We start from the raw sequence: 3,495 nt of genomic DNA on the forward strand, positions 1-3,495 counted from the left end.
CCACTACTTTAGAGGCAATCCCCGCCGAATTCCAAATCCGGCCCCGCGAACCCCATTCCCGGCAAGCGGAAATAGACCCTCACGGGCAGAAGCTTCGTTCATAGTGGGTGCCACACTCGGTGGCGGACGCGCTCCATACTGCCTGAGCGCTCGGGCAACGTTACGCGCCGGTCCGGGCGTCGTCAACTTGAGCCGGGGAGGGCGAACTCCGCCCACACCGCCTTGCCGCCTTCGGGCAGGCGGCGGGCGCCCCACTCGGCCGCGATCGTGGCCACGACGGCGATGCCGCGGCCCGTCTCGTCGGCCGGTTCCGCCTGCTGGCGGCGGGGCAAGTGCTCGTCCCCGTCCGTCACTTCGACGATCAGCCGGCGATCGGTCCGGCGCAGGCGCAGGCCCATGGGGGCGCGGCCGTGCTTCAGGGAGTTGGCGACCAACTCGCTCGCCGCCAGCACGCCCAGCTCCCGCAACTCCTCGGGGAACCGCCAGCTCGCCAGCACTCCGTCGGCGAACGCCCGGGCGCGGGGGGCGGCTTCGATGCCGCCGAGGAGGTCGAGTGCCGCGCCGCGGAAGAGGTCGGCCTCCTCGCCGTGGCGTTCGGGGCAGGCCAGGACCAGGATCGCCACGTCGTCGTCGTGGTCCTCGCTGATGGCGAGGGCGCGCAGCAGGCGGTCGCAGACGATCTGCGGGCTGTCGCCCGCGCCGGCCAGGGCCCGTTCCAGCTTGTCGATGCCCTCGTCGATGTCGGCGTCCCGGCGCTCGACCAGGCCGTCCGTGTAGAGGACGACGCTGGACCCGGGTCCGAAGGGGACCGCGCCCGAGGTGTGGAGCCAGCCGCCGGTGCCCAGGGGCGGTCCTGTGGGGTCGGACACACGGCGGACGGTCGCGTCCGGTTCGCGGATGAAGAGCGGCAGGTGGCCGGCCGAGGCGTAGGTGAGCGTGCCCTCGTTCGGGTCGTAGACCGCGTACACACAGGTGGCGATCTGGCTGGCGTCGATCTCGGCGGCGAGGCCGTCGAGGAGCTGGAGCACCTCGTGCGGCGGGAGGTCGAGACGCGCGTAGGCGCGGACGGCGGTGCGGAGCTGGCCCATGACGGCCGCGGCGCGGACCCCGCGTCCCATGACGTCGCCGATGACGACGGCGGTGCGTCCGGCGCCGAGGGTGATCACGTCGTACCAGTCGCCGCCGACCGCGGCGTCGATCCCGCCGGGCTGGTAGGTCGCGGCGACGCGGAGGTCGTCGGGCTGTTCGAGGCGCTGCGGCAGGAGGCTGCGCTGGAGGGTGACGGCGGCGGCGCGCTGCTGGCTCTCGCTCTCGCGGAGCCGTTCGGCCGCGACGACCTGGTCGGTGACGTCGGTGGCGAGGACGAGGACGCCGCGCTGGGCAGGGTCGTCGGCGGTGGCGGCGACGCGGACCGGGGTGCAGGTGAAGGTGAAGTAGGTGTCGCGCGTGTCGCCGGGGACGCTGCGGGTCTTCAGGGTGCGCGGGGTGCCGCTGCGCTGGACCTGGTCGAGGAGCGGCAGCAGGCCGATGTCGACCAGCTCGGTCAGGCAGTCGCGGGCGGGGCGGCCGGGGACGCGGGTGCCGAAGAGGGCGGCGTAGGCGCCGTTGACGTAGGCGACGCGGTGGTCGGGGCCGCGGACGACGGCGACGGGGGTGGGGACCTGGCCGAGCAGGTCGTGGAGGGCGAGGGCGTCGATGCCCGGTCCGCCGGTCTGTGCGCCGCCCGGGCCGCTCTTCGGTCCGTTCTTCGGTCCGTGGGATGCGGGGTCGCGGTGCTCACTGCGGGCCGCCGGCACGCCGCCGGGCTCGTCTCCTGGGCCGCGGCCGGGCTGGGAAGCGCCTGGCTCGGCGGTGGCGGCGTTGCGCCGCTGTGTCCCGGGCAGCCGGATAACCCAGCGCGTCAAATTCACAGCGTTCCGATCCGATTCGTGTCGCGTCCGCGTCGTGGTGCGTTCGGCGTCGTCGTGGTCTTTGTCTTTTCAACTATGTGACGGACGGCAGTCTGCCCATGGTCACACGTCCGGTCGCGTCAGGGGCCCTCCGGGTGGCGCCCGGTCCCGGCGGCCAGCTCGAACTCGGCCCGGGGGTGTTCCAGGGAGCCGAGAGAGACGATCTCACGTTTGAACAATCCCGCAAGGGTCCATTCGGCCAGGACCCGCGCCTTGCGGTTCACGGTGGGGACCCGGCTGAGGTGGTAGACGCGGTGGACCAGCCACGCGGGGTACCCCTTCAGACGGCGTCCGTAGACGCGGGCGACGCCCTTGTGGAGGCCGAGGGACGCGACGGATCCGGCGTTGCGGTGCCGGTAGTCGGTGAGGGGCTTGCCGCGGAGCGTGGCGACGATGTTGTCGGCGAGGCGGCGGGCCTGGCGGACGGCGTGCTGGGCGTTGGGGGCGCAGAGGGCCCCGGGTGTGGGGGCTGTCAGGTCGGGGACGGCCGCGGCGTCGCCGGCGGACCATATGTGGTCGGCGTCCTGGACGCGGAGGGCGGCGGTGCAGCGGACCCGGCCCCGGTCGTCGAGGGGGACGCCGCAGGAGGCGAGGACGGGGTGGGGCTTGACGCCGGCCGTCCAGACGAGGGTGCGGGCGGGGTGGCGGGAGCCGTCGCTGAGGACGGCGGTGCGGTCCGCGCAGGATTCGAGCCGGGTGCCCAGGCGCACGTCGATGTTGCGCGCGCGCAGCTCGCGCAACGCGTACGCACCCATGCGCTCACCCACTTCGGGCAGGATCCGGTTGGTTGCCTCGACCAGGATCCACTTCTGCTCCTCCGGACGGATGTTGTGGTAGTAACGGCACGCGTAACGTCCCATGTCCTCCAGTTCGGCGAGGGCCTCGACGCCCGCGTAGCCGCCGCCGACGAAGACGAAGGTGAGGGCGGCGTCGCGGACGGCGGAGTCGCGGGTCGACGAGGCGATGTCGAGCTGTTCGAGGACGTGGTTGCGCAGGCCGATGGCCTCTTCGACGGTCTTGAAGCCGATGCCGTGCTCGGCGAGGCCCGGCACGGGAAGCGTTCGCGAGATGGAACCGGGGGCCAGCACCAGTTCGTCGTACTCGACCCGGAGGGGTTCGCCGTCGGTCTCCTCGGTGGCCACCGTCCGTACGGAGACGGTCCGCCGGGCCGGGTCGACGGCGGTGATCTCGCCGGGGAGGAAGCGGCAGCGGGAGAGCACGCGCCGGAGCGGGACGACGACGTGCCGGGGGGAGATGGACCCGGCGGCGGCCTCGGGGAGGAAGGGCTGGTAGGTCATGTACGGCTCGGGGCTGATGACGGTGATCCGGACGTCGCCGCGCTTGAGCTCGCGCCTGAGTCCGCGCTGGAGGCGGAGTGCGGTGTAGAGCCCGACATAGCCGCCGCCGGCCACGACGATGTGGGCGGGTTGCTTCGTCACCCGTCCATGAGGCACCCGGGGGCGGGCGCTGTCTCTTATTCACACCTGACGCTGCCGACGAAGAGGAGAGTGGAGACCTCTGTTCGCGCTGCCTCGAGTAATACTCA

The 3,495-nt window shown here is 72.6% G+C and carries 2 protein-coding genes; both read right to left on the bottom strand.

Features of this window, described 5'->3' with window-relative positions:
• Nucleotides 1-182: 182 nt before the first annotated feature.
• Nucleotides 183-1,910 (bottom strand): ATP-binding SpoIIE family protein phosphatase, encoded by a 1,728-nt coding sequence (locus BN2279_RS07585; protein WP_059007746.1) that lies wholly within the window; start codon nucleotides 1,908-1,910, stop codon nucleotides 183-185.
• Nucleotides 1,911-2,029: 119 nt separating this feature from the next.
• Nucleotides 2,030-3,388: an NAD(P)/FAD-dependent oxidoreductase gene (locus BN2279_RS07590; protein WP_059007748.1), complete on the bottom strand. Its 1,359-nt coding sequence runs from the start codon at nucleotides 3,386-3,388 to the stop codon at nucleotides 2,030-2,032.
• Between the last annotated feature and the right edge of the window lie 107 nt (nucleotides 3,389-3,495).

The organism is Streptomyces specialis (assembly GCF_001493375.1).
GTDB classification, from domain to species: domain Bacteria; phylum Actinomycetota; class Actinomycetes; order Streptomycetales; family Streptomycetaceae; genus Streptomyces; species Streptomyces specialis.